Genomic DNA, 23,219 nt, shown 5'->3' with positions numbered 1-23,219 from the left:
ACTATGGCGACAATGACCGCCGATCCGGCAATAGCGCGATCCGGGGCACCGTCCGGCAAGACCTGGCGGGAACGCGTCCGCGCGCTTGGCCCGCAGATCGACGCCGCCGCTGCCGTGCACGAGGCGGCCAGCGAACTCGATCCCGCGGTGGTGCGGATGATCGACGATGCCGGGGTCTTCGCAATGATGGCGCCGCGCGAGACCGGTGGGGCGGAGGCACATCCGTCCGATCTTGCCGATGTGATCGCGGAACTGGCTTACTGGGATGGTTCGGCGGGCTGGTATGCCCATGCCGTGATGACCGGAGGGGCCGTTGCAGGCGCCTATCTTGGCGATCGGGCGATCGAGGCCGTTTTCCCGGGTGGACGCTATCTTCACGCCGCCGGGCAGGCCGCCCCCACCGGAAAGGCTGTTCGCGAAGGGGAGGGCTATCGCATCTCGGGCCGCTACGCGTTCGGATCGGGCAGTCCGCATGCGCAGTTTCTGGTGGGCGGCTATGTATTGCACGAGGATGGCGAGCCGGTGAAGAACGCGGCCGGTCTGCCGGTGATGCTGATTGGCCTGGCTCCGCGCGATACGGTTACATTCCTGGGCAATTGGGACGTGATGGGGCTGCGAGGCACGGGCTCATACGATTTTGCAGTGAACGATCAGGTGCTCCACGCGGATTTCTTTCACAACACCAGCGCGCCGGTGCAGCGGCGGGGCGGTGCGCTTTACCGGATGGGTTTCATGGCGCTGCCGTGCCTGTCCCACGGCGCCTTTGCAGTCGGCGCCACGCGGCGCGTGCTGGACGAGTGGAAGTCCTTTGCCGCCAACCGCCGCCGCCCTGATGGAACAACGATGAACGAAACCGCGACGTTCCAGCGGGATATCGCGATAGCCGAGGCGGATGCCCGCGCCGCCAAAGCTTATCTGCGGACTACATTCGACAAGCTCTATGACGCTGCCAGCGCAGGGGAGGTGCCCGAGGATTTACGGCTCGACGGGCGCCTCTCGGCAAGCCACGCCTTCATCGCCGCGATGCGCATCGGCCAGACCGCTTATGCCTCCTGCACCACCGCCGTGCTGCGCAATGGTCATCCCCTGCAGCGGGCCTATCGTGACATCTGCGCAGGCAATGCGCACTTCCTCACTGCCGAACAGTCGCTGATTGATGCGGGACGGGTGATTGCCGGTGTACAAGGGGCGGCGCTGGTGTTCTGAATCTGGAGGCTCTGCTAGGTCCTTCGTGGAGGGTTTAGCGATGCGAATCATGGTGTTGGGGGCGGGCGGCTTCATCGGCCGCCATGTCCTGTCGGAACTGTCTGCTGCCGGACACGATATTGTCGCCGTGGTTCGCCGCTCCCGCGAGATCGAACGCGCGTTCCCGCAAGTGACTTTCGTGGAAAGGGATCTGGCCCGCGCGACTGGTAAGCAAGGCTGGCTTCCGCTGCTTAGCGATATCGACATGATCGTGAATGCTGCCGGATTGCTGCGCGGGCGCGATCTGCAGGCGGTGCATGTAGCAATGCCGGAGGCGCTTCATGCCGCCGCGCTTGATGCAGGCGTGCGCCGCGTCGTGCTGATATCGGCGATCAGTGCCCGGCCGGACGTGACGACGGATTATTCGCTGACCAAGCTGGCGGGCGAACAGGCGCTGCGCGAGTGCGGCATCGATTGGACCATCCTGCGGCCGTCGCTGGTCTATGGAGATGGCAGTTATGGCGGCACCTCGCTGATGCGCGGGATGGCGGGGCTGCCGTTTTTCGTGCCCTTGCCGGGGAAGGGGGATTTTCCCTTCACCCCGATTCACGTGCGCGACCTTGCCCGGGCCGTCCGCCATGTCTGCGAAGATCCGGCTTTCGCCGGGCAGATGCTGGAACCGGCCGGGCCGCAGACGCTGGACTTGCGGCAACTGCTGGCGCGCTATCGCGGCTGGCTCGGTTTCGGCAAGGCGCGTTTCATGGCGGTGCCGATGCCGGTCATGCGCGCGCTGGGGCGGCTGGGAGACATCGCGGGGGACGGCCCCGTCTCGACCAACAGCCTTGTGCAGATGATCGCCGGAAATGCAGGAGACGGGGCGGTTTTCGCACGCGCCATCGGTTTCGAACCGGCCAGTCTGGAACAGGCGCTGCGCGACCGCCCCGCGCAGGTGCAGGACCGCTGGCACGCGCGCCTGTTCTTTCTGGCTCCGGTGCTGAAGGTTTCGCTGATCTTGCTCTGGCTGTTCTCGGCGTGGCTGGGGCTCACGCACGGCGCGGAGCAGACGGCGCTGTTCGTGGCAGGAATGGGGCTTCCCGATGTGCTCGCCGCCCCGTTGCGGATTGGCAGCAGCCTGCTCGACATAGGTATCGCCGCATTGGTGATGTTCGACCGGCGCGCGCGGTGTGCCACGCCGGTTCAACTGGCGGCGGTGGCAGGATACACGCTGGTGATCGGCACGGCCTTGCCGCATTTGTGGCTGGATCCGCTGGGCCCGCTGTTGAAGAACCTGCCCGTGCTGTTGGCGATCGCGGTGCATGGCGCCATTGCGGACAAGCGCTGATGGAACTCTTTTTTCTGATCAAATGGATTCATGTCCTGAGCAGCACGATCCTGTTCGGCTTCGGTGCGGGGACGGCGTGGTACTTCTGGAACGCGCACCTTACCCGCGATCCCGCCATGATCGCGGGCGTGGGGCGCATGGTCGTTGTTGCCGACTGGATCTTCACCGGCTCCAGCGGGATCGTCCAGCCTGCCAGCGGGCTCTGGCTGGTCCATATCGCGGGATATTCGCTCACCGAATCCTGGCTCATGCTGTCTTACGCGCTCTACATTCTGGCTTTCCTCTGCTGGGCGCCGGTGGTGCGATTGCAGATCAAGGCGCAGAAACTGGCACAGGCCGCCAGGGAAAGCGGAGAGCCGCTGGGGGCCGAATACAAGCGCACCATGCTGTGGTGGTTCGGCCTCGGCTGGCCTGCCTTCCTCGGCCTGCTCGGCGTTTTCTATCTTATGATTGCCAAGCCCGTCTTGTGGTGAGGCCTCCAGGGCCGGTGCCGCGAACGCGCCTTTCCGGACAGCCTCACAGTCCCTGACGGTCAGGCCCATTATCACGGCGCGCCGAAACCGGCCTGGATATCGTCAAGCGCCGGCGGTTGTGGCATGATCTTCTCCCGCCTGTGTTTCTGTCCAGGTGAACTTTGGCGGGCAACAAGTGTACTCTCGTGCGGGCGCAGTGCCGCGGCCAGAGGGGCGATTCATCGTGTGCGCGTTAGCCTATGCGATTGAATTGCTGCGGACCGGTTGCGAAATGAGAGCCATTAATTTTTCGCACGAATTTTCGGGAGAATCGCAATGGCCGATGCAGAAACCAAGGATATGCAGGAATCGGCACGGAAGTATTGGTCCGCTGAAGGCTATCTGCCCGGCGGCGTCATCCGTGAGATCGACTATGCAACCCAGTCCGGCGGTCTCGACCCTTCGCTGGAAGGGATCAAGATCGTCGATACCGACACCCACATCGTCGAACCGCCGACGCTCTTCACCGACCGTGCCCCGGCCGGGATGAAGGACAAGATGCCTTATGTGAAGCGGACGGAGGACGGCGTCGACCGCTGGTTCATCGGCGACCGCAACTGCGGCACGCTGGGCGGCAACGTGATCCGCAAGGACAACAACAAGCTGCTCGGCCGTCTCGCGTTCCCGACGCTGGAAGAAGCGCATGCGGGCGGGCACGAAGTCGCTCCGCGCCTTGCCGCGATGGACGACATGGGCGTTCACGCGCAGATCTGCTTCCAGAATTCGGGCATTACCCAGGCAGGCATGCTGATGACGCTGGGGGACAACGATCTCGCCCTGCAGATCATGAAGACCTACAACGATTTCAATGCCGACTGGCAGAAGGAATCGGGCGACCGTCTGTTCCCGATGGCGCACCTGCCGTTCTGGGACAAGGCGGAGCTGGAGAAGGAAGCGCGCCGGTGCATCGACATGGGCCTGCGCGGCTTCGTGCTGCCCGATACGCCCGAGCGTGTGGGTGTGCCCAGCTTCCATCACGATTACTGGACACCGTTCCTCGAAATGATCGATGCCGAGGGCATTCCGCTCAATTTCCACCTCAACGCCGCGATCGATCCGAACACGCTGACCTGGGAAGGGTTCCAGTTCGAACAGATCCTCTCGGTCGTCGCCACGATGTTCTCGATCGGCAATGCCGCGACGCTGGGCAACTGGATGGTCTCGGGCCGTCTCGATCAGCACCCGAACCTCAAGATCGGCCTGATCGAAAGCGGCATGGGCTGGGTGCCTTTCGCGGTCGAGGCGCTGGAGCATCAGTTCCAGGAAATGCTGCCGGGCAAGCGCGACATGCTCAAGAAGCAGCCGTGGGACTATTTCCGCGACCACTTCATGTGCACTTTCTGGTTCGAGAAGGTCGGCCCCAAGCAGTTGCTGGAGACCATCGGTGTGGATAACGTGATGTTCGAAACCGATTTCCCGCATCCGACCTCGCTCTATCCGGGCGTGCAGGAGCACATCAAGAACGTGCTCGGCGGCTATTCCTATGAAGTGAAGAAGAAGGTTCTGCAGGACAACGCGGCGCGTTTCTACAAACTGCCGTTCTGATCCGCCGCGCCGCAAGCGGCTGGGATAAGGAAGACCCGGGAAACCTTGCGGTTTTCCGGGTTTTTCCTTGGGCGCTGCAGGTGGACGGAGTTACCGGCAGAATTTGCCGCCGTCGGCCTCCACGTGGAAATGGTTGGCATGCGCGGCGTTGTAGTCCGGCCCCAGCGTCGTGCCGAAGCGCTTGCAGGCGCTGGCGTGAACGACGCGCAGGAAATGCCGCTCGGCGGGCGTGCCGCCATCCCAGTCGTCTAGCACGGAGATGCGGCGCCCGTCGGCCAGCACGAAGGCGGACACGTCGATGGCATTGGCCGTGGCATGGCCCGACCTGCGGCTGGTGCCTGCCACATTGCGGCAGTTGTAGCTGCCGAACGTCTCGATCCGGGAAAGCCGGCTGCCCAGAATCTGCTCTGCGGCGCGGCCAACGCCGTAACGCGCCCAGGCGGCGAATGTCGTGGCTGCATGGCATGTGACAGGGCCGAGATTGGTCAGGCTCAGCGAGGCCGTGTCGCTCTGGAGGCTGGAGAGCCGCACCGTTTCCACAGTCGAACAGCCGGTGCCGAAGTACTGGTCGGGCAGGGGGGTGAAGGCCGCATGCTGCGCGCCCAGCTCCGAAAGGCATTGCCGGTATTCGGGGGCAGGGCTGAACGGCACCGTCTGCCGGTGCACCGCTTGCTTGCGGGGCGCCTGCGCCTGCGGAATGTCGATGCAAGCGCTCAGGGTGGCAAGCAGAGACAGGATGAGCAGATATCTGCGCATGACCGGCAATGTCCCAGTCAATGGTTAACCCAACCTTGCTGATTATGCTTAACAAGTTCCAAACTGGACTGGATCGGCCGGGCCGGTGGCAGGCCGCGCAGGGGGTGTCCGCCGCAATTCGATTGACAAAACGGCTGCGCCCGTTAGGTCCGGCGCCGGGCCACGCGGTCCCAACGCCGCGCGTGCTCTCTGTAAGGAGAGTCTTAAATGACTGATATCACGATTCCGGCGCGCAAGCCTGCGCGTCCGCATTTCTCGTCCGGTCCCTGCGCCAAGCCGCCCGGATATTCCCCTGAAAAGATTTCCACCGAATCGCTGGGCCGTTCGCACCGCGCCAAGATCGGCAAGGCGCGTCTCGCCTATTGCATCGATCTGATGCGCGAAGTGCTGCAGGTGCCCGATACGCACCGCATCGGTATTGTCCCCGGTTCGGATACCGGCGCTTTCGAAATGGCCATGTGGACCATGCTCGGCGCCCGCGGCGTGACGACGCTGGCCTGGGAAAGCTTCGGTGAGGGCTGGGTCACCGATGCCGTCAAGCAACTCAAGCTCGATCCCACGGTGATGCGCGCCGATTACGGCCAGCTCCCGGATCTCGACAAGGTCGACTGGTCGAACGACGTGCTGTTCACCTGGAACGGCACCACTTCCGGCGTGCGCGTGCCCGACGGCGAATGGATTCCCGACGACCGCGAAGGCCTGTCCTTCGCCGATTCGACGAGCGCGGTGTTCGCTTACGACATTCCGTGGGCCAAGATCGACGTCGCCACTTTCTCCTGGCAGAAAGTGCTGGGCGGCGAGGGCGGCCACGGCGTGCTGATCCTCGGCCCCCGCGCTGTCGAGCGTCTCGAAACCTACACCCCGTCCTGGCCGCTGCCGAAAGTCTTCCGCCTCACCAAGGGCGGCAAGCTGACCGAAGGCGTGTTCAAGGGCGAGACGATCAACACCCCCTCGATGCTCGCGGTCGAGGATGCGATCTTCGCGCTCGAATGGGCCAAGTCGCTCGGCGGTCTCGAAGGGCTCAAGGCGCGTTCGGATGCCAATGCCCATGCGCTCGACAAGATCGTCGCCGAACGCGACTGGCTGGGCCACCTCGCGGCGGACAGCGGCACGCGTTCGAAGACCTCGGTCTGCCTGACGGTGGAAGGCGCGGATACGGACTTCATCAAGAAGTTCGCCGCCGTCCTCGAAAAGGAAGATGCGGCCTATGACATCGCCGGGTATCGCGATGCCCCGGCTGGCCTGCGCATCTGGTGCGGTGCCACGGTCGACACCGCCGATATCGAGGCGCTCGGGCCCTGGCTCGACTACGCTTACGCCACCGTCAAGGCCGGCTGAGCCTTCCGAACAAAAACTGCGTCGCCCCCGCGAAGGCGGGGGCCCCGCTTCCTTCCCGCTAAGGCGCGACTGTTGCGCCACAAAGCGGGATCCCCGCCTTCGCGGGGATGACGAAAAGGGAACGCGGGCAGGACGAAAAGGATACGAAAAATGACCACCAAGCCCAAAGTCCTCATTTCGGACAAGATGGACCCCAACGCCGCCCGCATTTTCGAAGCGCGCGGCTGCGACGTTGACGTCATCACCGGCGAGACGCCGGAACAGCTCATTGCCCGCATCGGCGACTACGATGGCCTGGCCATCCGCTCCTCGACCAAGGTGACCAAGGAAGTTCTGGCCGCGGCCAAGAACCTCAAGGTCATCGGCCGCGCCGGGATCGGCGTCGATAACGTCGATATCCCGGCGGCTTCGGCGCAGGGCGTAGTGGTGATGAACACGCCGTTCGGCAACTCGATCACCACGGCCGAACACGCCATCGCGATGATCTTCGCGCTGGCCCGCCAGATTCCCGAAGCCAATGCCCGCACCCAGGCCGGCGAATGGCCCAAGAGCAAGTTCATGGGCGTCGAAGTGACCGGCAAGACGCTGGGCCTCATCGGTGCGGGCAACATCGGCTCGATCGTCGCCTCGCGCGCGCTCGGCGTGAAGATGAAGGTCGTGGCCTTCGACCCGTTCCTGACGCCCGAACGCGCGGTGGAAATGGGCGTGGAGAAAGTCGAACTCGACGCGCTGCTCGAACGTGCCGATTTCATCACCCTGCACACGCCGCTGACCGATCAGACCCGTAACATCCTGAGCCGCGAAAACCTGCTCAAGACGAAGAAGGGCGTGCGCATCGTTAACTGCGCGCGCGGCGGCCTGATTGACGAAGCCGCGCTCAAGGACCTGCTGGACAACGGCCATGTCGCCGGGGCCGCGCTCGACGTGTTCCAGACCGAACCGGCCAAGGAATCGCCGCTGTTCGGCACGCCGAACTTCATCTGCACCCCGCACCTGGGCGCATCGACCACCGAAGCGCAGGTCAACGTGGCGCTGCAGGTGGCCGAGCAGCTTGCGGACTACCTTGTCAACGGCGGCGTCACCAACGCGCTCAACATGCCGTCGCTCTCGGCCGAGGAAGCGCCCAAGCTCAAGCCCTACATGAAGCTGGCGGAGCAGCTCGGTTCGATGGTTGGCCAGCTCACCCACGATTCGGTGCCGCGGATCTCGATCCACACCGAAGGCGCTGCGGCCGAACTCAACATGAAGCCGATGGTCGCGGCTGTGCTGGCCGGGTTCCTGCGCGTCCAGTCGGACACGGTGAACATGGTCAACGCGCCGTACCTCGCCAAGGAACGCGGCCTCGAAGTGCGCGAAGTCAAGACCGAGCGCGAGGGCGACTACCACACCCTGATCCGCGTTTCGGTGAAGACCGAGGCCGGTGAGCGTTCGGTGGCGGGCACGCTGTTCAACAACGTCGAGCCGCGCCTGATCGAGATGTTCGGCGTCAAGGTGGAAGCCGAGCTGGACGGCCCGATGATGTACATCGTCAACGAGGACGCCCCGGGCTTCATCGGCCGCATCGGCACCCTGCTCGGCGAGAACGGCATCAACATCGGCACCTTCAACCTCGGCCGCCGCGAGGCTGGCGGAGAGGCGGTGCTGCTGCTCTCGGTCGATACCGAAGTGCCCGAAACCGTCCTCAAGGCCGCTTGCGCGCTGCCGGGCGTGAAGATGGTCAAGGCGCTCAAGTTCGCCTGATCCGGGTACAGACAGATCCCAACGGAAAGGGCCGGTACCGCAAGGCATCGGCCCTTTTTCGTGGGAGAGAAAGGTTGCCTGTGCTTCCTTCCCGCCGGGAGATCAGCCGCTTTCGCGGGCAAGGCCGGTCAGCCATTCCGAGAATGCGCGCATGGCAGCGGTTTGCGGCCGCGAGGACAGACGCGTGAGCCAATAGCTGCCGCGATCCACCGCAAGATCGAACGGGGCCGCCAGCAGCCCGCTTTCCAGTTCCCGCTGGAACATCGCGATGGGCAGCAGCGCGACGCCCATGCCACGAATGGCTGCCGTGGCCATGAGGTGAGAAGCGTCGAAGATCGGGCCTCTCGCCACTGCGTTCCGCACGTGTGCCGCTGCAAACCAGGCAGGCCAGTCCTGCAGCCGGTAGGAGCGGAGCAGCGTGACGTGCGCCAGATCGCTGGCCTGCATGATCCGGTTTGCCAGCGCGGGGCTGCACATCGGCGTCATCGGCGCGGGCATCAGCGGTTCGGCTGCGACGCCATGCCAGGAACCATCGCCGAAGCGTATCGCCAGGTCCAGGCTTTCAGTCCACAGGTCGACCGCGTTGTTGTTGGTCTGCAATCGCACTTCGATGCCGGGGTGCGCCGTCTGAAAGTCAGGCAGACGCTCCATCAGGAAGCTGAGCGCGAACGTGCCGACGGCCCCCACGGTGAGGATTTCGCGAACATTTCCGCCAGCCACGACGGCCAGTGCAGCGCTCATCCGGCCAAGCGCGTCAGACACGACAGGAGCCAGCACGGTCCCTTCATCGCTCAGCACCAGCCCGCGTGTCGTCCGCCGGAACAGGGGCTTGCCGACATGGCTTTCGAGTGTCTTGACCTGCTGGCTGACGGCAGCCTGGGTTACGCAGAGTTCATCTGCGGCCCGGGTGAAGTTGAGATGCCGCGCCGATGCCTCGAAGGCGCGCAAGGTGTTGAGCGAAAGGGCCCTGATATCCACGCTTGTTCCTAGGTATTCTTGGGATGAACCGCAAAAACCATCGTTTGCCGGAAGGGTCAATTGCAAAGATATTGGCCCCCGAAAGTCAGGATGGAAGCGAGGAAAGCGATGATTGACAGGCGCGGCGCGATAGTGGGTGCGGCCGTTACCCTGCTGGCGGGATGCGGGCAGGGACGTTTGAGCGCCCTTGGTAAAACTGGGGGTAATCTTTCCTCTCATGTGGAGGGGCTGCGGCGGATAGAGCAGGCGGCGCGGGGGCGGCTGGGGGCGTTCATTCTCGATCCGGCCAGTGGCACCAGCTTCGGCTGGCGTGAGAACGAACGCTTCACGCACTGCAGTTCGTTCAAGCTGTCGCTGGCGGCCATGCTGCTTGCCGGGGCAGACAAGGGCACCCTCGATCTCGATGAAATCTTGCATTGGCAGAAGGCGGACGTGCTTTCCTACAGCCCGGTGACATCCAAGAACATCTCCGGCGGGCTTACGGTGCGCGAGCTGGCCCGGGCAGCTCTGGTCACCAGCGACAACACCGCCGCCAACACTCTGCTGCGGCGCTTCGGCGGGCCCGAGGCGCTGACGCGGTTCTGGCGGGCAGCGGGCGACAAGGTGAGCAGGCTGGACCGTTACGAGCCCGAACTGAACCATACGCCGCCCGGCACCGCGCTGGACACGACCACGCCTGCGGCGATGGCGCAGACCGTGGGCAAGCTGGTGACAGGGGATATCCTTGAGCCTGCCAGCCGCACTGTTCTGCGGGAATGGATGATGGCCGTGTCCACCGGGCGCAAGCGCATACGGGCAGGGTTCCCGGCGGATTGGGTGGCAGGCGACAAGACGGGAACCGGTATCGGCGAGACCCGCCACACGTACGCCGATCTGGCCTTCGGCGGTCCCAAAGGCGCGCCGCCGGTGATCGTTGCGGCCTATTTCGAGCCCGAGCGGCTCGCCCCGCCGATAGATGCGGTTTCCGAGGGCGCGCTTGCGGACGTGGGGCGGCTTGCCGCAGCTGCATTCCCTTTCCACGGCGGACGGGCCTGATCCGGGCCGCTCGCCTGCCCTTGAGCCAATCCTCCAACCCATTCGACATTCCCGCCGGACCGGGCTAAGGGCGCGGCCATGATGCAGGATACCGATCGCGATCTTCTCCCCGAGGGGCTGGGGGACCGGCTGCCGCAGCAGGCGGCGGCGTCTCAGCGGGTGCGCCGGGCGGCGCTCGATGTCATGGCGGGCCATGGCTATGAGCGCGCCGAGACGCCGATGCTCGAATTCGAGAAGTCGCTGGCCAGCCGCATGGCCGGGGTGCAGGTGCGGCGCATGTTCCGCTTTGTCGATCCGGTGTCGCTGCGGATGCTGGCGCTGCGTTCGGACATCACCGCGCAAGTCGCCCGCATGGCGGCCACCGGACTGGCGGCTGCGCCGAGGCCGCTGCGGCTGTGCTATTCGGGGCAGGTGGTCACGATCAAGGGCGACGGGCTCGATCCCGCGCGCGAGCGGTTGCAATTGGGCGCCGAACTGATCGGCACCGATACCGCAGCGGCGGCTGCCGAACTGGTGGAAATTGCTATCGAATCGCTGCGCGCGGCAGGTGCCACGGGGATCTCGGTGGACTTCACGCTGCCGGATCTCGTCGATACGCTCTCCGCCGGGGCGCTGCCGCTGGCTGAGGGGCAGATTGCCGCCGTACGCCAGATGCTCGATGCCAAGGATGCGGGCGGGCTGGCCGCAGCGGGCGGCGAGGCGTACCTGCCGCTGCTCTATGCCGTGGGGCCCTTCGAAACCGCGATCGAGCGTCTGGCCGCGTTCGATACCGGCGGCGCGCTCGCCAGCCGTATCGCGGGCCTGCGCGAGATTGCCGCACGGGTGAACGGCACCGCGCGCCTGACTCTGGACCCCTCCGAGCGTCATGGTTTCGAGTACCAGTCCTGGTTCGGCTTCACGATCTATGCCGAGGGCATTTCCGGCGCGCTGGGGCGCGGCGGCACCTATCGTATCCTTGGCAGCGCCGGGGATGAGGCGGGCGAGCCTGCCGCAGGCTTCTCGCTCTATCCCGATCCGCTGATCGATGCGCTGGCGGCCGGAATGCCCGGGCGCAAGGCGCTGTTCCTGCCGCTCGGCCACGACCGCGAAGTGGCCGCGCGCCAGCGGGCGGTGGGCTGGACGACGGTGGCCGCGCTGGCGGAGAGCGACGATCCCGTGGCGCTGGGCTGTTCGCACCGGCTGGAGAACGGCGAGGCTGTCGCGCTCTGAATTTCCGGCAGGGCGGACAATATCCGCGCTGCCGCGTGCTGCTTCGGTGCAATCATATTGCCATATATCGCCAACCGCGCCTTGCTCTCGGCGCGCGACTCCCCTAGGGCGCGCGGCGGACTTCATAACAGCAGTGAAAGCGTCAAACGTTGGCTAACGTAACCGTGATCGGCGCCCAGTGGGGCGATGAGGGCAAGGGCAAGATCGTCGACTGGCTGGCAAGCCGCGCCGATGCCGTGGTGCGTTTTCAGGGCGGGCATAACGCCGGGCATACCCTTGTCGTGGGGGAGCAGGTCTACAAGCTCTCGCTGCTGCCATCTGGGATTGTCACCGGCACGCAGTCGATCATCGGAAACGGTGTGGTTCTGGACCCTTGGGCGCTGCAGGCCGAGGTGGAGAAGCTGCGCGCGCAGGGCGTGGAGATCACGCCTGAAAACTTCGCGATTGCCGATAACTGCCCGCTGATCCTGCCTGTTCACCGCGAGCTGGACGGCATGCGCGAGGCGGCGGCCGGTGCAGGCAAGATCGGCACGACCGGGCGCGGCATCGGCCCGGCTTATGAGGACAAAGTGGGCCGCCGCGCGATTCGCGTCTGCGATCTGGCACACCTCGATTCGCTCGACCCGCAGCTTGACCGCCTCTGCGCGCACCACGACGCGCTGCGCGCCGGTTTCGGCCAGCCGGGGATCGACCGGGCGGCGCTGCTCAAGGAACTCGCCGAAATCGCGCCGTTCGTGTTGCAGTTCGCGCAGCCGGCCTGGCGGCGGCTGAACAAGATCAAGAAAGCGGGCGCGCGCATCCTGTTCGAAGGCGCACAGGGCGTGTTGCTCGATGTCGATCACGGCACGTATCCGTTCGTGACCAGTTCCAACACCGTGTCCGGCACCGCTGCCAGCGGCTCGGGCCTTGGCCCTTCGGCCACTGGTTTCGTGCTCGGCATCGTCAAGGCTTACACAACCCGTGTCGGTTCGGGCCCGTTCCCGACCGAACTGGATGACGAAACCGGCCAGCGCCTGGGCGAGCGGGGGCACGAATTCGGTACCGTTACCGGCCGCAAGCGCCGCTGCGGCTGGTTCGATGCGGTGCTGACGCGCCAGTCCTGTGCGATCTCGGGCGTGACCGGCATCGCGCTGACCAAGCTCGATGTGCTGGACGGGTTCGAGAAAGTGAAGATCTGCACCGGCTATCGCCTGAACGGCAAGATCCTCGACTATTTCCCCAGCCACGCGGCGGATCAGGCCAATGTAGAGCCGATCTACGAGGAAATGGAGGGCTGGAGCGGTACAACCGCCGGGGCACGCTCGTGGGCGGACCTGCCCGCTCAGGCGATCAAGTATATCCAGCGCGTGCAGGAACTGATCGAAACTCCGGTGGCGCTGGTTTCCACCAGCCCCGAGCGCGAGGATACCATCCTCGTGCGCGATCCTTTCGCGGACTGAGGCGATGCGGGGCTGGCGCAAGTTTGCCCCGCTCTGCTTGCTGCTCACGCTGGGCGCCGCGCAGCCGCAGACGCCGCTGTCCCTGCCCAAAATCGGCTTCGTGCGCGTGCACAAGGGCGCGCGGACGATGGAATTGTTCGCGGATGGGCGGCTGGTCCACGTGATCGAGCATATCCAGCTCGGCGGCGCGCCGGCCGGGCCCAAACGTTTCGAAGGCGATCAGCGCACGCCCGAGGGGCTCTACGAGATCGACTGGAGCAATCCGGACAGCAGCTACCACCTCTCACTCCACATCTCCTATCCGAACGGGGCGGACCGCGCCTACGCCGCTGCGCGGGGGCGTTTGGCGGGCGGCATGATCATGATCCACGGCCAGCCCAATGCCTTGCCGTTCGGCCGCGTGCCGGGCGACTGGACCGATGGCTGCATCGCCGTTTCCAACGAAGAGATGGACGCGCTGTGGGAAGCGGTGCCGGACGGCACACCCATAGAGATTACGGCTTAGGTGCAGGAACTGAAGTTCGCATCACCACTGCTCGTCATCCCCGCGCAGGCGGGGGTCCCGCTTTTGGCGACATAGCGTAAGAAAAGGCAGCGGGGCTTGGCCGACCGATCGGGCAGCCCATTTGCAGGGTGCAGGCAAAGCTCAGAAGTCGACCGCGATTCCCTTGCGGACCCAATCGCCATAGCGGGTGGGCGACAGGCCATCGGGATCGGTCTGATCCTTGGCGGCTTCCGGCTGGGGCGCAGGTTCATTGGTCCAGTGAGCGGGCTTCCGGAACTCTTCGGGACGTTTGGTGGCGCGCTGTGTCATGCTCCCCATGTGGGGTGGCTGGCGGGAAAAGGCAATCCGCTCTAGAGGCAGCGCATGGATATTCCCGGTCTTCCCGCGCGCCGTGCGGCGCTCAACCTTATCGATGCCGTGCTGCGGCGGGGCGAAACGCTGGATCAGGCGGCAGGCGCGGCGCTCGCCCGCGTGCGCGGCGATGCCGACCGGGCGCTGGCCCGCGCGATCGCCGGGGAAGTGCTGCGCTGGAAAGCGGATCTCGATGCGCTGATCGACAGCGCCACCCGCCAGCGCCTGCCCGACGATGCCAAGCCGCGCGCCGTGCTCGAACTGATGCTGGCGCAAGTGCTGCGGCTGGAAACCCCCGCTCATGCCGTGATCGCGACCGGTCTGCCGCTGCTGGCGGGCGGGCCGCGGCGGCTGGCGCACGGCGTGTTCTCCACGCTCACCAAGCGGGAGGCCACGCTGCCCGAAGTGCCCACGCTTCCCGATGCGGCGCGGATGCGCTGGGGCGAGCGTGCCGGAGCCATCGCGGCGGGTCTTGCGGTGCCGCCGCCGCTCGATCTGGCGCTGCGCGATCCCGCGCAGACGCAGGCATGGGCCGGGAAGCTGGGCGGCACGTCGCTGATGCCGGGCCACGTCCGCCTGCCGCGCGGCACCGCTGTCGAGAATCTGGAAGGCTTCCGCGAAGGCGCCTGGTGGGTGCAGGATCTCGCCGCGAGCCTGCCCGCCCGGCTGCTGGGCAGCGGGGCAGGGCGGCGCGTGCTCGATCTCTGCGCGGCGCCGGGCGGCAAGACGCTGCAACTGGCGGCGGCGGGCTGGCAGGTCACGGCGCTCGATATCAGCAAGCGGCGGCTGGAAAGGTTGCGCGCCAATCTGGAACGGACCGGCCTTTGCGCAGACGTGGTGCAGGCCGATGCGCTGGCATGGCAGCCCGAGGCGCCGTTCGATGCCGTTCTGCTCGATGCGCCCTGCACCGCCACAGGCACCTGCCGCCGCCACCCGGACGTGCTCCACCGCATCGGCCCGCGCCAGATTGCGGAGATGACAGAGCTGCAGGAAGCCCTGACCGCGCGCGCGGCCGGATGGCTGAAACCGGGCGGCACGCTGGTCTATGCGGTATGCTCGCTGGAGCCGGAGGAGGGCGCCGAACAGGCCCGCAAGGTCACGCTGCGGCCGCAGCCGGTCGCCCTGCACGAACTGCCCGAAGGACTGGCGCCAACGGACGAAGGCTGGCTGCGCAGCGATCCCGGCATGCTGGCCGGGGCAGGCGGGCTCGACGGCTTCTTCGTGGCCCGCTGGCGGAACCCTGAACCGGCAAGGGTTCGGCTCAGGGAGCATCAGGCAGTTTCCTGAAGGACAGGCGCCGCAGCATAGCAGCTTGAGCACGGATTGTGCGGCGCGATGGATGCTGAAACACGTTCGGCATGACGGGGGTGGGGCTAACCCCGTCCCCCAAGGCTTCACGCCCTGCGGGGCCGCCTGCGCCAGAACAGAAGGCCGATGAATGCCAGGCCGAACAGGGCCAGCATCCCGGGCTCGGGCACTTGCGTTCCGCCGGAGGAACTGCTGCTCGATCCTGCCGGTGGCTGCGGATCGGTGGGCGGGGTGTAGTAGCCGCCATTGTAGGTGCCCACGTGCATTTCGCCGTTCTGCACCAGGCTGCCGAACACCGCGGAACCCTGGATGTAGTTCGCCGTGCGCGCATCGGCCTTGGGAGCCAGGACCGAGCCGCCCCAGGCCGTGCTCAGCGAGAGATCCTTGGCATCGGGGAAGTTCCAGATGACGTGCTCGCCCAGATTGTTGGTGCCGCCCAGGAAATTGTCGTTGAGATTGATCGCGCTGCCCGAGACATTGACGATCGCGGTATCGGCGCCGTTGAGGTTGAACTGGATCTCGCCGATCTTGTCGAGGTCGGCCGCGCTGATGTTGAACACTGCGGTGCCATCAGCGCCCGGCTGCGCGTTGAACGTGCCGCGATTGCCGCTGATGCTGAGCGAGCTGTTCGCGTCCAGCGTGCCCAGCGAATAGCTGAGATTGCCCATTGAGGTTTCGATCAGGCTCTTTTGCTGGGTGAGGTTCTGGACGAAGCCCGGATCGGAGACGGCGAGCCCTGAATTCACGGTATTGTTGTTGACGTTGGTGTTGCTGATCGTGCCGCCGACCAGCACCGTCTGCGGATTGCCGTTAAGGTTGAGCCCGCTGTTCACATTGCCGCCGACGATCGCGCCGGACCCGTTGTTGAGGTTCTTGTAGCCGCCGTTCACATCGCCGACCACCGTCAGGCCCGGCGTGCCGGTGCCGGCATCGACCGTGGGGCTGATTTGATAGTTCGAGGCGTTGCCGTCGAGATTTCCGCCGACGAAGGTGCGACCTTCAACCTCGGAGGACGAGGTGAGATCGCCCAGCACCACAAGGTTCCAGGTGCGCAGCACATCTGTGCCTGCAACCATGCCCGATGAGGCAAGGGCAGGAGCTGCCGGCAGGGCAATGGCAGCGGCTAACGGCAGAACGAATTTGTGAAAGCGGGGCACGGGCGGAACATCTCGATAACGGACGGGGGAGACGCGCGCTTACTGCCAGCCAATCCATTGCGAAAGGTTAACGTGAGCGCTGTTCCAGTCCGGGACCGGGGTGAATCCGCCCCGTGCCGTTCAAGGGCGGTTCAACTCTTGATCTTGTTCTGAAAGCTCTTGCGCAGCTTCATCAGCTTGGGCGGGATTACCGCCAGGCAATAGGGATTGCGCTGGCCTTCGCCTTCCCAGTATTCCTGATGATAGCCTTCGGCCGGATACCACGGGGCGGGGCCTTCGATCGTGGTTACCACTTTGCCGCCATTGTCTTCGTTGGAGCGGGCGATGGCCGCTTCGGCTTCGGCGCGCTGGGTATCGTCCAGCGGGAAGATCGCCGAGCGGTATTGCGTGCCCACATCGTTGCCCTGACGGTTGAGCTGCGTCGGATCGTGGGTGCCCAGAAACACGTCGAGAATCTCCGCATAGGAAATCGCGTGCGGATCGTATGTCACCTTGATCGCCTCGGCATGGCCGGTCGCGCCGGTGCAGACTTGCTGGTAGGTGGGGTTTTCCACGGTGCCGCCGATATAGCCGCTTTCCACTTCGCTCACGCCGATCACGTCGCGGAACACCGCTTCGGTGCACCAGAAGCATCCGCCTGCCACGATTGCCGTTTCCATTGTCCGTTCTGTCCTTGTCGTTCGGGGGGCATTCACGAAGGCGAAGATAGGAACGCGGCTGTTGCTTGTCATCTGGTGGAGGGACAGCGGGCTGATCCGGCTTGTGTTTGAATGGTGCCGGGATAGTCTCTGCCCTGCCTGCATCGGGAGAAGTCACATGCGCCGGACCTTGCTTGCCATATCCTCTTTTGCCGGTCTGTTGGCCGGCCCTCTTTCGACCGCGAACGCGGAAGTGGAAACCGACACGGGAACAGCCGCGGAGGCCGATTTCTGCAAGGGGTGCGATGCCCTGCTGGAACTGGCGCTGGCCCATCCCGGCCGCAAGGACGACCGTGCGCGTGACGCCTACCGCCACCCGGCCGAAACGCTGGCGTTCATGAGAGTACGCCCCGACATGAAAGTGGGCGAATACGCCCCCGGCGGCGGCTGGTATTCGCGGGTGCTTGGCCCCTATCTGGCGAAGGAAGGGCATCTGGCGGGTCTGTTCTTCAGCCCCACGCCGGGGCGGTTCGCTGCAGAGAAAGTGCAGTCCGATGCCGAGGCTTTCCCCGGGCGCGTGGCGGCCGGAACCGGGCTGGCGGCAGGCAACTTTTCCGGCATGACTCTGGGGGCGGTTCCCAATGCCGAAAAAGGCACGTTCGATCGCATCCTGGTGTTTCGCATGATGCACAATCTGCTGCGCTGGAACATGGCCGACGGCGAAATCAAGGCCATGCGCGCGCTGCTCAAGGACGATGGCCTGCTGGGCATCGTCCAGCACCGTGCCAGCCCGGACGCCGCCTATGCCTATGCAGACGGCAACCATGGCTATCTGCGGGAGGCGGACGTGATCCGGTTCATGGAAGTGAACGGCTTCGAACTCGTGGCGAAATCGGAAATCAATGCCAACCCCAAGGACAGTGCCGACTGGGAAGGCGGCGTGTGGACGCTGCCTCCCACGTTCGCGCGCAAGGATCAGGACAAGGCGAAATACGCTGCCATTGGCGAAAGCGACCGGATGACGCTTCTGTTCCGCAAGCGCCCCTGATAAAGGCGCGCCCATGGCCGAAATTACCGTAGCAGCTTTGCAACTCGCCCTGGGTTCCGCCGACGAGGCGGAAAATATCGCTGCCGTGTCCGTTCTGGTTGAGGACGCGGCAGGGCAGGGCGCGCAGATCGTACTGCCGCCCGAGCTGTTTTCCGGCCCCTATTTCTGCAAGACCGAGGAGGAAGAGCTTTTCGCGCAGGCCCGGCCAGTGGCGGAGCACCCCTCGGTCGTGGCGATGCAGGCCCTCGCGGCAAAGCTGAAGGTGGCGATTCCCACCAGTTTCTTCGAGCGGGACGGGCACCATTATTACAACACGCTGGCGATGATCGGCCCGGACGGGCAGATCATGGGCACCTATCGCAAGAGCCACATCCCCGACGGGCCGGGCTATGAGGAAAAGTACTACTTCCGGCCCGGCAATGACGGGTTCAAGGTGTGGGACGTGTTCGGCACCCGCATTGGCGTCGGCATCTGCTGGGATCAATGGTATCCCGAATGCGCGCGGGTGATGGCGCTGATGGGGGCGGAACTGTTGTTCTACCCCACGGCCATCGGCTCCGAGCCTTACGACGCGGATCTCGACACCAGCCGCATGTGGCGCCGGGCGATGCAGGGCCATGCAGTATCAAATTGCATGCCGGTGATCGCCGCCAACCGCATCGGAGCCGAATCCGAAACCGGCAGCGAGCAGGCGTTTTACGGTCACTCCTTCATCACCGGCGAATGGGGCGATTTCCTGGCCGAATTCGGCAGGGAAGAGACCGGTGTGCTAGTGGCCAAGATCGATCTTGCACGTGCCGCAAAGCACCGTGCGGGCATGGGCTTCTTCCGCGACCGCCGTCCGCAGCTCTACACGCGTATCGCGCAGGATATCTGAACCGCGATGGGCCGCCACCGCTACCTGATCGCGCTGGGCTCCAACATGCGCCACCCGCGCCACGGTCTGCCGCGCGCGGTGATCGGTGCGGCGATCAAGGCGCTGGACCACGGCAAGACCGAGGTGTTGGCCGTGTCGAAGACAATCGAGACCCCGCCGCTTGGCCCTTCACGCCGCCGCTATGCCAATGCCGCAGTTCTGCTGCGCAGCAAGCGCGCGCCGGACGAAGTGCTGCGCAAGCTTCAGAAGATAGAGCGCAAATTCGGCCGCAGGCGGACCGGACAGGCCTGGGGTGCCCGGGTTCTGGACCTTGATGTCGTGCTGTGGAACGGCGGTCCGTGGGTAAGCGAAGAGGGCGGCGACAGCCTCGTTATCCCACACCCGGCCTTCCGCGAACGCGCTTTCGTGCTGGGCCCGGCGGCCACGATCGCAGGCGATTGGCGCGACCCGTTAACAAGATTGAGCGTCCGGCAGCTATCAGCCCGCTTGACCAAGCCCCGTCGGCCCCTTAGGTGACCCCTTCCGCAGTCGCGATGCCATCGCGAACGGCTTGGGGGCCCTTAGCTCAGTCGGTAGAGCAACTGACTTTTAATCAGTAGGTCGCTGGTTCGAACCCAGCAGGGCTCACCATAAAATCAATGACGGGCGCAGCCAATCGAGCCCATAATCTGCCGTTCGGTGACCAGCTAGGCTCGTTTTCGCGTTTCATCTTCGATGAAGGCTTCCAAATCGAAGGGGTGGTAGCGCACTGTCCAGCCTCGCAGTTTCACGAGAATTGGGCCAGCCCCGATGTCGCGCTACACTTGCATTTCCAGAGTTCGCTTGGTGATGCTGGGTAAGACCGCTGTCCGCGCTATTGCGGACGCTAGATAGCCGACTGGTGGTAGTTTCCTATCAGCGAAGTCTTCGGCTTTGATTTTTTTCTTGTGCTGCTGCTGCGAAAAATTCCGCACATTGTTCTGTTTATTTGCGATGTAATTTGCCATCTTCCCATTCGGCAGAAGAAGGAACAATGGTGCGCCATGAACGGAGCGGATCTACCTGTTTACTCGACCGATTTATTCATCCCCAGATATCAGTCGATGCGGGTGGGTGATTGGGAAATGCGGTGCGGCGCCAACGTGCTGTGCTGCGGTTACTGGAGCGACACTCAGCTCGTATTGGGCATGGCGGCGCTGATTCGTGGGTACGATACGTGGATGTCGATGACGCCGATGGAAATAGAAAGTCAGGAAATCGGTTGCCGTCTGGCGCGGGGGCATACGGCCATTATGGGGATCGGCATGGGATGGGCCGCAGTGAATGCCGCCCTGCGACCTGAAGTGACGCGTGTGACAGTGGTTGAACGTGATCCCGATGTGCTCGCGTGTCATGAGGCACTCGATGTCGTGGGGCAACTGCCACCCAATGCGGCCTCGAAAGTGCAGATCGTTCAAGCTGATGCTCTGGAATGGATTCCGGATGAGCCGGTCACCACGCTGTTGGCTGATATCTGGCTTCCCCTCAATGGCGATGAACGGGTCGAGGAGGTCCGGCGGATGCGCGGGAACACCGGGGCAGAGCATGTCTATTTCTGGGGACAGGAAATGGTGATCGCCCGCCGCGCCCGCGCTCAGGGCCGCCCTCTGGATGCGGCGACTGTCGCTTCCATCGTGACGGAACTGGATCTGCCGCTGCTGGGGCCGGGGGTGCTGCGGTATCCTGAACTGATTGCGAAGGCTGCGGCAAGGCATCTGCGTGACTGAAGAGGGGCAGGAGGAAGAGCCGATGCCGCCTGTGCTCGCACGTGCAAGGGCCTCGGACATCAGGACGGATCCGTTCCCGCACATCGTGATACCCGATGCACTGCCATCAAAGGACTACACCCGGCTGGCCGCCGCTTTTCCGCCTTTTGAACGCATCGCCGGGAAATGTAGCGGCCAGTTGCCGAGTAATCGGCGGCATCCGATGTTGGCGCACTCGATTCTGAGAGCACCTGATTTGGCGGACTGCTGGAAGGCGTTCGTTCGGCAGCACAGCGGTCCAGCCTTTCTGGAGAGGGTTGGTGAGTTGTTCCGGGGGTATTGGCCGACGGCGATTCTGGCGGAACTGGAGGGGCGATTCTCGGGGCATACGGTGGAACGCCTCAATCTGGCCGTCTCGTCGCAGTCCAAGATCATGCAGGATGCCCGGATCGAGATAAACACACCGGTACATGGCGCTCCATCGTCCTCGCGAGGCCCCCATCTCGATCAGGCCAGTCGCATTTTTTCCGGACTTTTCTATATGCGCGCGCCGGAGGACGATAGTGAGGGAGGGGAACTGGTGCTCTACCGCTGGAAGCGGGGGGGCGTCGGCAATATAGGGGCCTACGAACTGCCCGGCGATGATGTGGAGGCGGTTGTGCGGATACCCTATCGCGCCAACCAGCTGGTGCTGTTTCCTCAGGGAATCGACGCGCTGCACGGCGTCGGAATGCGATATCCGACGCCGCATTTCCGCCGGTATGTCTTCATTACGGCGGAGCTCGATCATGACTGGCTGTATCCGCCACGAGTGCATGACGATCTTGGCCGGAAAGCCGCGCAGGTATGAGGTTGCTGGTGCATGGCATGCAATCAAGCGGCGCGACAACCTTTACCCAGGTGCTTGCGCAACGGCCCGGTTGCATCGCCTTGGTTGATATTCCTAATAATTTCGCCGCGCCTCGCGTCACGACGCGAAAAGACTTCGTGGCGAAGGCTGTCATTACAACGGCTTATCCTCTGGCAGTACACGTGGAGCGGTTTCGGCCTGACCGGGTGGTCCTGTTCCTGCGCGATCCGCGGGACAACTATGTCAGCCTGAGCACAAAGCCCTACCGGCATCACTCCGGTCTGATGGAAGAGAAATTCCGCCTTCTGGAGCAGTTGTTTGCCCAGTCCGACCGTTTCGACGCGATCATCCATTACGAGGATCTGGTCGCGCGCAAGCCGTGCGTGTCGGTCGCCATGGAGGCGCTCGGCTGGCCGGTGAGGGAGGAGCACTTCCGGTTTCGTCGCTCTTGCGACGAGCTTCTGAGGAGCCTCTGGGAAGCGGAGCCCAGCTTGATCGCCGAGATGGACGCTGCCTTCGGCGCTGCGCGTGGAGATCGCATGAGCGGGCGGTATCGGCGGGAAAACCGGAATAAGGATAGCGAGGGAAAAGTTGCTCAGCTATGCCCGGGATTGCTAGCTCACTATCGCATTCGTGAGCTCAGCCGGGGTGAAGATATGGATGCCGGAGCGTGAGGCGTGCGGTCAACCGGCTGGCCAGATGTTCGGGGCCGATTTGCCGGGACGATATCATCCGTTCGAACTATGAAAAATCAAGTCATGACAAAGCACGATAGCCAGTACTACCGTTTATGCGGGTTTTCCGTCCGATCGCAAATCCCGCTCCCCGAACTCCCTGTGCTTGAGGCAGGCGATGTTCCTTCCGATGTCGATCTGGACATTCGTTTCGGACCGGTTCCCGAGCGGCTGGAAAATGCCGATCACGTTTATCCGCGGTTTGAGACATCGGGCTCTGATCTGCTGCTGATAAAGTCGGCTCAGATCGCCCGGTATTTGCTGCAAGCGCCCGGAAAAGTAACAATCCAGTCGTGGGAGCCGTTCGTGGAGCGGGATGTCCGATCAGTCTTGCTGGCATCGGTCATGGGGGGCTTTTTCCACATGCAGGGTCTGTTTCCCCTGCATGCAAGTGCCGTGCGTTTCGGCGATGGAGTCGTCGCGTTCTCAGGTGCCTCGGGGGCCGGCAAGTCGACGCTGGCGGCTTTCCTCAGCGAACGGGGATATCAGGTGATTACTGATGACGTGTGCGTCATCGATCTGGCAGAGGATGCAGGGAGGGCTCTGGTCCGTCCATCCTTTGCCCGGCTGAGGCTTTGGGGCGAGAGCATGGATGCTCTGGGTAAGCCTTTGACCGAGGAGAGCCGGAATACGGTGCGATGGAACAAATATCATCTCATGCTGCCATCCTCGCGGGACGTGTTGCCGCTAAAGGCTGTCGTGCTGCTTGAGGCGGATGCTTCGTGTGACAGGCCGGGGCTTGTCCCCGTCAAGGGCGGTCAGGCCATTGCGAAGATGATACAGAACGTTTTCCGTCCGGAATATGCCCGTTTTCTGGGACGTGATCAGGTGAGTTTTCGCTCTTCGACGTCGATTGCCGGGAATGTTCCCGTCCATGAGTTGCGCCGCAAGCGCGATTTCGAGCAGATGGAAGATGTCGTTTCTCTGCTCGAAAATGCGTTTGCCTGA

General features: G+C 64.1%; 23 protein-coding genes and 1 tRNA gene. 19 read left to right on the top strand and 5 right to left on the bottom strand.

Annotated features, from left to right (window positions below; genetic code table 11):
• Positions 1–3 precede the first annotated feature (3 nt).
• From MTR66_RS01130 to MTR66_RS01115, 4 genes are all read left to right on the top strand, one after another.
• Positions 4–1,206 (top strand): acyl-CoA dehydrogenase family protein, encoded by a 1,203-nt coding sequence (locus MTR66_RS01130; protein WP_243917171.1) that lies wholly within the window; start codon positions 4–6, stop codon positions 1,204–1,206.
• Between the two features lie 40 nt (positions 1,207–1,246).
• Complete coding sequence (locus tag MTR66_RS01125) at positions 1,247–2,527, top strand: SDR family oxidoreductase (protein WP_243917169.1); 1,281 nt, start codon at positions 1,247–1,249, stop codon at positions 2,525–2,527.
• Complete coding sequence (locus tag MTR66_RS01120) at positions 2,527–3,000, top strand: DUF2269 family protein (RefSeq protein ID WP_243917167.1); 474 nt, start codon at positions 2,527–2,529, stop codon at positions 2,998–3,000. Before MTR66_RS01125 ends, MTR66_RS01120 begins: the two co-directional genes overlap by 1 nt.
• Positions 3,001–3,315: 315 nt before the next feature.
• A complete protein-coding gene (locus MTR66_RS01115; RefSeq protein WP_243917165.1) occupies positions 3,316–4,584 on the top strand; it encodes an amidohydrolase family protein in 1,269 nt (422 codons plus the stop codon).
• A gap of 90 nt (positions 4,585–4,674) precedes the next feature.
• Here MTR66_RS01115 and MTR66_RS01110 read toward each other — a convergent pair whose 3' ends face one another.
• Positions 4,675–5,340: an extensin family protein gene (locus tag MTR66_RS01110; RefSeq protein WP_243917163.1), complete on the bottom strand. Its 666-nt coding sequence runs from the start codon at positions 5,338–5,340 to the stop codon at positions 4,675–4,677.
• A gap of 207 nt (positions 5,341–5,547) precedes the next feature.
• On the opposite strand from MTR66_RS01110, the gene MTR66_RS01105 reads away from it, so the two are divergent.
• Together MTR66_RS01105 and serA are read left to right on the top strand one after the other, a co-directional pair.
• Positions 5,548–6,678: a phosphoserine transaminase gene (locus tag MTR66_RS01105; RefSeq protein WP_243917161.1), complete on the top strand. Its 1,131-nt coding sequence runs from the start codon at positions 5,548–5,550 to the stop codon at positions 6,676–6,678.
• Positions 6,679–6,828: 150 nt separating this feature from the next.
• Entirely contained in the window at positions 6,829–8,418 is a 1,590-nt protein-coding gene (gene serA, locus MTR66_RS01100) for a phosphoglycerate dehydrogenase (protein ID WP_243917159.1), read from the top strand.
• 102 nt (positions 8,419–8,520) lie between these two features.
• Here serA and MTR66_RS01095 read toward each other — a convergent pair whose 3' ends face one another.
• Entirely contained in the window at positions 8,521–9,396 is an 876-nt protein-coding gene (locus MTR66_RS01095; protein ID WP_243917157.1) for a LysR substrate-binding domain-containing protein, read from the bottom strand.
• Positions 9,397–9,504: 108 nt separating this feature from the next.
• On the opposite strand from MTR66_RS01095, the gene bla reads away from it, so the two are divergent.
• The 4 genes from bla (at position 9,505) to MTR66_RS01075 (ending at position 13,584) form a co-directional block, all read left to right on the top strand.
• On the top strand, positions 9,505–10,431 hold the full coding sequence (gene bla / locus MTR66_RS01090; RefSeq protein WP_243917155.1) for a class A beta-lactamase: 927 nt from the start codon (positions 9,505–9,507) through the stop codon (positions 10,429–10,431).
• Between the two features lie 81 nt (positions 10,432–10,512).
• Positions 10,513–11,640, top strand: a complete 1,128-nt coding sequence (locus MTR66_RS01085) for an ATP phosphoribosyltransferase regulatory subunit (RefSeq protein WP_243917220.1) — start codon at positions 10,513–10,515, stop codon at positions 11,638–11,640.
• 149 nt (positions 11,641–11,789) lie between these two features.
• On the top strand, positions 11,790–13,079 hold the full coding sequence (locus tag MTR66_RS01080; RefSeq protein ID WP_243917153.1) for an adenylosuccinate synthase: 1,290 nt from the start codon (positions 11,790–11,792) through the stop codon (positions 13,077–13,079).
• Positions 13,080–13,116: 37 nt separating this feature from the next.
• Positions 13,117–13,584: a L,D-transpeptidase family protein gene (locus MTR66_RS01075; protein WP_407673014.1), complete on the top strand. Its 468-nt coding sequence runs from the start codon at positions 13,117–13,119 to the stop codon at positions 13,582–13,584.
• 141 nt (positions 13,585–13,725) lie between these two features.
• On the opposite strand, the gene MTR66_RS01070 is transcribed toward MTR66_RS01075, so the two are convergent.
• Entirely contained in the window at positions 13,726–13,893 is a 168-nt protein-coding gene (locus tag MTR66_RS01070; RefSeq protein WP_243917151.1) for a DUF1674 domain-containing protein, read from the bottom strand.
• Positions 13,894–13,947: 54 nt separating this feature from the next.
• Between MTR66_RS01070 and MTR66_RS01065 the strand changes: the two genes are divergently transcribed.
• The gene (locus MTR66_RS01065) at positions 13,948–15,222 is read left to right on the top strand and encodes an RsmB/NOP family class I SAM-dependent RNA methyltransferase (protein ID WP_243917150.1); all 1,275 of its coding nucleotides are present in this window, start codon (positions 13,948–13,950) and stop codon (positions 15,220–15,222) included.
• Between the two features lie 107 nt (positions 15,223–15,329).
• Here the strand turns inward: MTR66_RS01065 and MTR66_RS01060 are convergent, their stop codons facing one another.
• The gene (locus tag MTR66_RS01060; RefSeq protein WP_243917149.1) at positions 15,330–16,319 is read right to left on the bottom strand and encodes a choice-of-anchor A family protein; all 990 of its coding nucleotides are present in this window, start codon (positions 16,317–16,319) and stop codon (positions 15,330–15,332) included.
• Positions 16,320–16,531: 212 nt separating this feature from the next.
• Entirely contained in the window at positions 16,532–17,059 is a 528-nt protein-coding gene (msrA, locus tag MTR66_RS01055) for a peptide-methionine (S)-S-oxide reductase MsrA (RefSeq protein ID WP_243917148.1), read from the bottom strand.
• Between the two features lie 199 nt (positions 17,060–17,258).
• Between msrA and MTR66_RS01050 the strand changes: the two genes are divergently transcribed.
• The 8 genes from MTR66_RS01050 (at position 17,259) to MTR66_RS01015 (ending at position 23,219) form a co-directional block, all read left to right on the top strand.
• On the top strand, positions 17,259–18,086 hold the full coding sequence (locus MTR66_RS01050) for a class I SAM-dependent methyltransferase (RefSeq protein ID WP_327194462.1): 828 nt from the start codon (positions 17,259–17,261) through the stop codon (positions 18,084–18,086).
• A 13-nt stretch (positions 18,087–18,099) separates the two neighbouring features.
• Positions 18,100–18,963 carry an N-carbamoylputrescine amidase gene (gene aguB, locus MTR66_RS01045; protein ID WP_243917145.1) on the top strand — a complete coding sequence of 288 codons (864 nt, stop codon included), beginning with the start codon at positions 18,100–18,102 and terminating at the stop codon, positions 18,961–18,963.
• Positions 18,964–18,969: 6 nt separating this feature from the next.
• Complete coding sequence (gene folK / locus MTR66_RS01040) at positions 18,970–19,479, top strand: 2-amino-4-hydroxy-6-hydroxymethyldihydropteridine diphosphokinase (RefSeq protein ID WP_243917143.1); 510 nt, start codon at positions 18,970–18,972, stop codon at positions 19,477–19,479.
• Between the two features lie 38 nt (positions 19,480–19,517).
• Positions 19,518–19,593 (top strand) — tRNA-Lys (locus MTR66_RS01035).
• Between the two features lie 296 nt (positions 19,594–19,889).
• Positions 19,890–20,708: a polyamine aminopropyltransferase gene (locus tag MTR66_RS01030; protein WP_243917141.1), complete on the top strand. Its 819-nt coding sequence runs from the start codon at positions 19,890–19,892 to the stop codon at positions 20,706–20,708.
• Positions 20,701–21,537, top strand: coding sequence for a 2OG-Fe(II) oxygenase (locus MTR66_RS01025; protein ID WP_243917138.1), 837 nt, complete (start codon positions 20,701–20,703; stop codon positions 21,535–21,537). Before MTR66_RS01030 ends, MTR66_RS01025 begins: the two co-directional genes overlap by 8 nt.
• Complete coding sequence (locus MTR66_RS01020; protein ID WP_243917136.1) at positions 21,534–22,211, top strand: sulfotransferase family protein; 678 nt, start codon at positions 21,534–21,536, stop codon at positions 22,209–22,211. The genes MTR66_RS01025 and MTR66_RS01020 overlap by 4 nt, the downstream gene beginning before the upstream one ends.
• Positions 22,212–22,280: 69 nt before the next feature.
• Positions 22,281–23,219 carry a hypothetical protein gene (locus MTR66_RS01015; RefSeq protein WP_243917134.1) on the top strand — a complete coding sequence of 313 codons (939 nt, stop codon included), beginning with the start codon at positions 22,281–22,283 and terminating at the stop codon, positions 23,217–23,219.

It is taken from the genome of Novosphingobium beihaiense (genome assembly GCF_022832375.1).
GTDB classification, from domain to species: domain Bacteria; phylum Pseudomonadota; class Alphaproteobacteria; order Sphingomonadales; family Sphingomonadaceae; genus Novosphingobium; species Novosphingobium beihaiensis.
This window is presented reverse-complemented; position numbering and strand designations above follow the sequence as displayed.

What these genes read in the sequence shown, in the direction of transcription:
- MTR66_RS01130 (WP_243917171.1), top strand. Translation starts at nt 4, where the DNA reads ATGGCGACAATGACCGCCGATCCGGCAATAGCGCGATCCGGGGCACCG.
- MTR66_RS01125 (WP_243917169.1), top strand. Translation starts at nt 1,247, where the DNA reads ATGCGAATCATGGTGTTGGGGGCGGGCGGCTTCATCGGCCGCCATGTC.
- MTR66_RS01120 (WP_243917167.1), top strand. Translation starts at nt 2,527, where the DNA reads ATGGAACTCTTTTTTCTGATCAAATGGATTCATGTCCTGAGCAGCACG.
- MTR66_RS01115 (WP_243917165.1), top strand. Translation starts at nt 3,316, where the DNA reads ATGGCCGATGCAGAAACCAAGGATATGCAGGAATCGGCACGGAAGTAT.
- MTR66_RS01110 (WP_243917163.1), bottom strand. Translation starts at nt 5,340, where the DNA reads ATGCGCAGATATCTGCTCATCCTGTCTCTGCTTGCCACCCTGAGCGCT.
- MTR66_RS01105 (WP_243917161.1), top strand. Translation starts at nt 5,548, where the DNA reads ATGACTGATATCACGATTCCGGCGCGCAAGCCTGCGCGTCCGCATTTC.
- serA (WP_243917159.1), top strand. Translation starts at nt 6,829, where the DNA reads ATGACCACCAAGCCCAAAGTCCTCATTTCGGACAAGATGGACCCCAAC.
- bla (WP_243917155.1), top strand. Translation starts at nt 9,505, where the DNA reads ATGATTGACAGGCGCGGCGCGATAGTGGGTGCGGCCGTTACCCTGCTG.
- MTR66_RS01085 (WP_243917220.1), top strand. Translation starts at nt 10,513, where the DNA reads ATGCAGGATACCGATCGCGATCTTCTCCCCGAGGGGCTGGGGGACCGG.
- MTR66_RS01070 (WP_243917151.1), bottom strand. Translation starts at nt 13,893, where the DNA reads ATGACACAGCGCGCCACCAAACGTCCCGAAGAGTTCCGGAAGCCCGCT.
- MTR66_RS01065 (WP_243917150.1), top strand. Translation starts at nt 13,948, where the DNA reads ATGGATATTCCCGGTCTTCCCGCGCGCCGTGCGGCGCTCAACCTTATC.
- MTR66_RS01060 (WP_243917149.1), bottom strand. Translation starts at nt 16,319, where the DNA reads ATGGTTGCAGGCACAGATGTGCTGCGCACCTGGAACCTTGTGGTGCTG.
- msrA (WP_243917148.1), bottom strand. Translation starts at nt 17,059, where the DNA reads ATGGAAACGGCAATCGTGGCAGGCGGATGCTTCTGGTGCACCGAAGCG.
- aguB (WP_243917145.1), top strand. Translation starts at nt 18,100, where the DNA reads ATGGCCGAAATTACCGTAGCAGCTTTGCAACTCGCCCTGGGTTCCGCC.
- folK (WP_243917143.1), top strand. Translation starts at nt 18,970, where the DNA reads ATGGGCCGCCACCGCTACCTGATCGCGCTGGGCTCCAACATGCGCCAC.
- MTR66_RS01020 (WP_243917136.1), top strand. Translation starts at nt 21,534, where the DNA reads ATGAGGTTGCTGGTGCATGGCATGCAATCAAGCGGCGCGACAACCTTT.
- MTR66_RS01015 (WP_243917134.1), top strand. Translation starts at nt 22,281, where the DNA reads ATGAAAAATCAAGTCATGACAAAGCACGATAGCCAGTACTACCGTTTA.